We start from the raw sequence: 5,561 nt of genomic DNA, 5'->3' as shown, positions 1-5,561 counted from the left end.
GGGGACCACTGCACCAAGGACCTGGTCAGGGAAGTGTTCGCGGACCTCAGCTGCCACCTGGGCTGCGAGATTGGTGCGTCCGTCGTACATCGTCAGCAGGATGGTGGATACCACCAGATCCGCGTTGAGATGCYTCTGGATCATTTCGATGTTCTTGAGGAGCTGGCTCAGGCCCTCCAGGGCGTAGTACTCGCACTGGATGGGGATGAGTACCTCGCCGGCTGCACAGAATGCGTTCACCGTTAGCAGTCCCAGGCTGGGCGGGCAGTCGATAAAGATGTAGTCCAGCCGCTCCTCGCCGTTCTTGGCGCGCTCCTTGGCGTAGACGTCAATGGCACGGCGCAGGCGCTGTTCGCGGGCAACCAGGCTGACCAGCTCAATTTCGGCCCCGGCCAGGTGGATTGTCGCCGGAGCGCAGATCAGCTTCGCAATGTCCGGGCATGGGGCCACGACGTCCTGCAGGGGAACGTCGTTGATGAGGACGTCGTAGATGCTGTCAACGTCGGCGTGGTGTTCGATGCCAAGCGCGGTGGAGGCGTTTCCCTGTGGGTCGATGTCGATGACCAGTACGTTGAGGCCCGCCGCGGCCAGGGCTGCGGCAATGTTCACCGTAGTGGTGGTCTTGCCGACGCCGCCCTTCTGGTTGGAGACGGTAAAGATGCGGGTCTTCTCGGGCTTGGGCAGTTCGCGTCCCAGGAGCCGCTCGCGACGCTTGTTTTCGTGCGCGAGTTCGCGGGCGATGGGGCTGGAATCGTCGATGGAGTCCAGTACGTTGCGGCCGGAGGACGTTGAAGTTTCACGTGAAACTCCGGTGGAAGTGGCTACTTCAGCAACCGATGCGGGTTGCTTGGCGGAGATATTGTGAGCGACTGCGGGCGCGGAAAGGACCCGTGCTGACCCCAGTGACACAAACGGGGGAATCCGCTGTGTGGAGGCTTCGCTACTGCTCACTTGACACTCTCGCTCTCATTCGGCTGTTGCTGCCGGTTACTAGCCTAACCTCTTCCCCTTCGAGTCCGAGGGCACCGGGCTGGTGCTACGCAATCTTTCGAGGCTTGTTTACAACGATTCTGACCACCGTTGTGGGTTCTTCGAGAAGGTCGTCGCCGACAACCACCACGGAGGTCTCCACGCCGCCAAGTTTCCGGATGGTTTTAGCGGCTTTCTCGATTTCTTCGCCGGCGCTACGGCCCTTGATGGCCACTACCTCACCCTTCCCGCCAAGCAGGGGAATGGTCAATCCGGCGAGGTTTGAGAGGGCTGAAACGGCCCGTGCGGTCACGATGTCGGCGCTCACCTGGCCCACGGCCAGTTCAGCCCGGGTTCGCATCACGGTGACGTTGTCCAGGCCGAGGTCATCCACCACTTCCTGGAGCCAGATGACCCGCCGCTCGAGCGGTTCGATCAGTGTCAGCTCCAGGTCCGGGCGGGCAATTGCCAGGCAGAGTCCGGGAAGCCCGGCGCCGCTGCCGACGTCGGCAACGTGGCTGCCATGCGCGATCTCACGTTCGATGACGGCGCAGTTGAGGACGTGCCGGCTCCACAGGCGGGGTACCTCGCGGGGCCCGATCAGGCCACGCTCGGTGCCTGACGTCGCCAGATGCTCCACATAGCGCTTGGCCAGGTCCAGCCGGTCACCAAAAATTGCTTCGGCAGCCTTCAGTTCGGCTGCGGTAATTTCCACCATTAACCTGTCCCGCGAATCAGTCTGCGGAAACAACGATGTGCCGGCCGGCACCTTCGCCTTCGGATTCACTGACAAACCCGAGATCGGCGACAGCATCGTGCACAATCTTGCGCTCGTAAGCACTCATGGGTGCCAGTGCTACAGCCTTGCCCGACTCCTTGACCGATGCGATGGCATCCTCTGCGATCTTCTGCAGATCACCGGCACGATCGGCACGGTAGCCGTTGATGTCCAGCACCAGGCGGGAGCGGTTTTCCGTAGCGGACAGGACGGCCAGGCGGGTCAGCTCCTGGAGGGCTTCAAGCACCTCACCGTCGCGGCCAACCAGGTTCTCGAGGCCTGCGGCGTCGTCTTCCGCCACGATGGAGATGTAGGTACGGCCGTTGCGTACCTCGATGTCGATGTCGCCGTCGATATCAGCGATGTCCAGCAGCTCTTCGAGGTAATCCGCGGCGACGTCGCCCTCTTCCTCGAGGCGGCTGGCCGAGCTTCCCTTCGCTGACGCGGCAGGGTTGTCGGAGGTTCCGGCCTCCCCGGCACCGACCTCGTGAAGGTCATCCTGCGCAGGGGTTTCGGCGGAAATAGCGTGTTCAGTGCTCTCGGCAGACATTACTTCCTCTTCCTGTTCTTGCGCTGGGGCTGTACGCGCTGGCTCTTGGCGGCGACGGCGGCMGCSGCRGCAGCCGCCTCGGCYTCGGCGTCGGCCTTCTTGGCACCCATCAGGGGCAGGGACGGCAGACCCTTCGCGGCCCGGCGTTCGGCCAGGGCCTTAGCGGCAGGGGATCCCGGCGTCGGCATCCGGCGAATGACGAAGAACTGCTGGCCCATGGTCCACAGGTTCGTGGTGGTCCAGTAGATCAGGACACCGATGGGGAAGTTGATGCCGCCGATGCCGAAGACGAGCGGCAGGATGTAGAGCATCATCTTCTGCTGGCGCATAAAGGGGCTGGCCATGGCTTCTTCGGACATGTTCTTGGCCATGATCTGCTTCTGGGTGATGAACTGCGAGGCCRTCATGGCCAGGATCATCACGACCGAGAGCACCACAACGGCGACGTTGCCGGATCCACCGTGGAGCAGGGCCGCAGACAACGGGGCGCCGAAGATGCTGGAAGCATCGAATTCCACCACTTGCTCATGGCTCATGGCACCAATGCCGGCACCCTGGTCCTTGGCCGCCGAAATCCCGGAAAGAACCTGGAACAGCGCGAAGAAGAACGGCATCTGGATGAGCATCGGCAGGCAGGCCGAGAAGGGGTTGGTGCCATGCTTCTTGTACATGGCCATCTGTTCCTGGGCCATGGCCTGGCGGGACAGCTGGTCCGTTTTGCCCTTGTACTTCTCCTGCAGCTTCTTCAGGTCCGGCTGCAGCAACTGCATGCCACGCTGGGCCTTGATCTGCTTGACGAAGACGGGGATCAACGCGGCCCGGATCACAAGGACGAGCCCGATGATGGACAGGGTCCAGGTCCAGCCGTTCGCCGCCGGCATGCCGATGGTGCTCAGTCCGTCGTGGAATCCAATCATGATGATTGAAACAAGCCACTTGAACGGGGCCATGATCGTGCCAAAGAAGTCCATACGATATCCCTACTCGTCAGGCCGCCGAGCGGCCTTCTCCATCAGACTGAACAACCAAGTATTGGTCCGGGTTGTTCAGCACAACAATTCTGGGGGTGTGGCCGTCGGGCCACTCCCGGTGCCCGGCGGGGACATGGTCCACTCCGCCGGAATTCCATGGGTGGCATCGTGCCAGGCGCTTCGCGGCAAGCCAGCTTCCCTTGACGGCGCCGTGCACCGTGACTGCTTCAAGCGCATAGGCCGAGCAGCTGGGGAAGAAGCGGCAAACCTGTCCGTACAGCGGAGAGACCACCTTGCGGTAGGCCATCAGCAGGAGGATCAGGATGTTCCGCGGTAGATTCCACAGGGACCTGACCAGCCAGAGGGCCGCGGTTTGGATGCGGGATCGAGGAACAGGGACGACGGCGGCAGTTGAGTTACGCACGCGGGGTCCCTTCCTGTGTTCTCTCGTAAGAAACTGTAGAAGCGGCCKGTGRAARGCGGCTGCCCAAGCGTTTCATGGTYGTYTCCAAAGCGGCGTYATAGTCAGCCAACAGAGCGTCCCAGCCGGCAGCTGCCGAGGCGGGCAGTGCCCGGACCACGATAGCGAACCCGCTGGGATAGTTCTGCAGCGACAAAGCGCCAGCTTCTCTCAGTCTCCTCTTAACGAGGTTCCTGACAACAGCGTTCCCAACACTCTTGGAAACGATGAAACCGATGCGGCTTGGCTCATTGGCAGCGAGAGCTGCCGTATATAACACTAAGTTCCGGCGTCCATTGCGGACGCCGGAACGTACAGTTGTTGAAAAATCGGTAGGGGTCCTCAGACGGTTCCGGGTGGCTAGCACCGTTCAACTCGCATAGGGATGGTGACCGATGAGTCAGGTATTTATGCCGACAGCTCGGTGCGGCCCTTGCCACGGCGGGCTGCCAGGATGGCGCGGCCGGCACGGGTACGCATACGAAGGCGGAAGCCGTGCTTCTTGGCTCGACGGCGGTTATTCGGCTGAAAAGTCCGCTTGCTCACGTTAGTTACTCCAGTGGATCAAAGGTGCGCCCACCCGATCAAAAAAGGGGAAGAACTGGCCGACGCTAAGTTTTGTATGTGCCGCTACCCCCGGCTCGCAAGACGCAAGGCGTCGGGGAGCGCTTCTAAGAGGCGAAAAGCGGACACAAAGGACTTCACAACGTTAGGGGAAAAACGCCCCCGGAGTCAAACCGGCGGCCACCGGCAGGCCTGTCCCCAGCTGTGGTTAACCGCATGGCCGGGCTGTGGATGAACTACGTCACGCCCCCGGTTTTGGAACCACACCCGTGTAATTATCCACAGGCCTGAGCCCAGCTATCTTCTAGTCTTTTGATCCCCTAGAGTGTCCGAGTAGCCGATTATCCACGGACTGTGCACAACCCTGTGGATTAAGCCGGGGCCAGCCGCCTGGCCCGGGGCATGTAGGTGCACGTAACGCAGGCAAGCAAGGTTTGAGGAACTGATTGATGACGGTAGACGAAGCCAACCACGCAAACACCGTCGGAAGTTCCTGGCGCAGGGTGGTCAGCCTCCTGGAGAACGACCACCGCGTCTCGCCCCGGCAGCGCGGCTTCGTGATCCTGGCCCAGGCCCAGGGCCTCATCGGTTCCACCCTGCTGGTGGCCGTTCCCAACGAACTCACACGCGAGGTACTCCAGACCCAGGTCAAGGAAGCCCTCGACGACGCCCTGCGTGACGTCTTCTCCGACGAGATCCGCTGCGCCATCGACGTGGACACGGACCTGGTGCCTCTGCATGTTGAACCCGAGCCTGCCGCCGAACTTGCCCTTGCTGCCGACCCCCTGGTGGAACTGAAGCCGCAGCCGATGCTGCCGAGCACGTCCCACGAGTTCGGCCGGCTAAACCCGAAGTACGTCTTCGACACCTTCGTGATCGGGTCCTCCAACCGTTTCGCACACGCGGCCGCCGTCGCCGTCGCCGAAGCGCCTGCCAAGGCCTACAACCCGCTGTTCATCTACGGCGACTCGGGACTGGGCAAAACCCACCTGCTGCACGCGATCGGCCACTACGCCCGCCGGCTCTACAGCGGCATCCGCGTCCGCTACGTGAACTCCGAGGAATTCACCAACGACTTCATCAACTCGATCCGTGATGACGAGGGCACCAGCTTCAAAACGACCTACCGCAACGTGGATGTCCTGCTCATCGACGACATCCAGTTCCTTGCCGGCAAGGACCGGACCCTGGAGGAGTTCTTCCACACCTTCAACGCCCTGCACAACAACAACAAGCAGGTTGTCATCACCTCGGATCAGCCCCCCAAGC

General features: G+C 61.8%; 8 protein-coding genes. 1 reads left to right on the top strand and 7 read right to left on the bottom strand.

The window, feature by feature from the left end:
- The 7 genes from AC1DHD_RS13820 to rpmH all read right to left on the bottom strand — a co-directional run.
- Positions 1-951: ParA family protein (locus AC1DHD_RS13820; protein ID WP_476880266.1), on the bottom strand; the 951-nt coding region annotated here is incomplete at its 3' end.
- A gap of 85 nt (positions 952-1,036) precedes the next feature.
- Complete coding sequence (gene rsmG, locus AC1DHD_RS13815; protein ID WP_476880265.1) at positions 1,037-1,687, bottom strand: 16S rRNA (guanine(527)-N(7))-methyltransferase RsmG; 651 nt, start codon at positions 1,685-1,687, stop codon at positions 1,037-1,039.
- A gap of 16 nt (positions 1,688-1,703) precedes the next feature.
- Entirely contained in the window at positions 1,704-2,297 is a 594-nt protein-coding gene (locus AC1DHD_RS13810; RefSeq protein ID WP_476880264.1) for a Jag family protein, read from the bottom strand.
- Positions 2,297-3,268, bottom strand: coding sequence for a membrane protein insertase YidC (gene yidC / locus AC1DHD_RS13805; protein ID WP_476880263.1), 972 nt, complete (start codon positions 3,266-3,268; stop codon positions 2,297-2,299). The genes AC1DHD_RS13810 and yidC overlap by 1 nt, the downstream gene beginning before the upstream one ends.
- A 16-nt stretch (positions 3,269-3,284) precedes the next feature.
- Positions 3,285-3,692 carry a membrane protein insertion efficiency factor YidD gene (gene yidD, locus AC1DHD_RS13800; RefSeq protein WP_476880262.1) on the bottom strand — a complete coding sequence of 136 codons (408 nt, stop codon included), beginning with the start codon at positions 3,690-3,692 and terminating at the stop codon, positions 3,285-3,287.
- Positions 3,685-4,095, bottom strand: coding sequence for a ribonuclease P protein component (gene rnpA, locus AC1DHD_RS13795; protein ID WP_476880261.1), 411 nt, complete (start codon positions 4,093-4,095; stop codon positions 3,685-3,687). Before rnpA ends, yidD begins: the two co-directional genes overlap by 8 nt.
- A 41-nt stretch (positions 4,096-4,136) precedes the next feature.
- Positions 4,137-4,274: a 50S ribosomal protein L34 gene (rpmH, locus tag AC1DHD_RS13790; protein WP_003800212.1), complete on the bottom strand. Its 138-nt coding sequence runs from the start codon at positions 4,272-4,274 to the stop codon at positions 4,137-4,139.
- 467 nt (positions 4,275-4,741) lie between these two features.
- On the opposite strand from rpmH, the gene AC1DHD_RS13785 reads away from it, so the two are divergent.
- On the top strand, positions 4,742-5,561 hold an 820-nt coding region (locus AC1DHD_RS13785), incomplete at its 3' end, for a DnaA ATPase domain-containing protein (RefSeq protein WP_476880260.1).

It is taken from the genome of Arthrobacter sp. 05L45_2 (genome assembly GCF_056397525.1).
Note: the sequence above shows the minus strand (reverse complement) of the source record. Positions and strands in the feature narration are given on the sequence as shown.

Excerpts from the sequence above, each read along its gene's own strand:
- rsmG (WP_476880265.1), bottom strand. The coding sequence starts at position 1,687 with ATGGTGGAAATTACCGCAGCCGAACTGAAGGCTGCCGAAGCAATTTTT.
- AC1DHD_RS13810 (WP_476880264.1), bottom strand. The coding sequence starts at position 2,297 with ATGTCTGCCGAGAGCACTGAACACGCTATTTCCGCCGAAACCCCTGCG.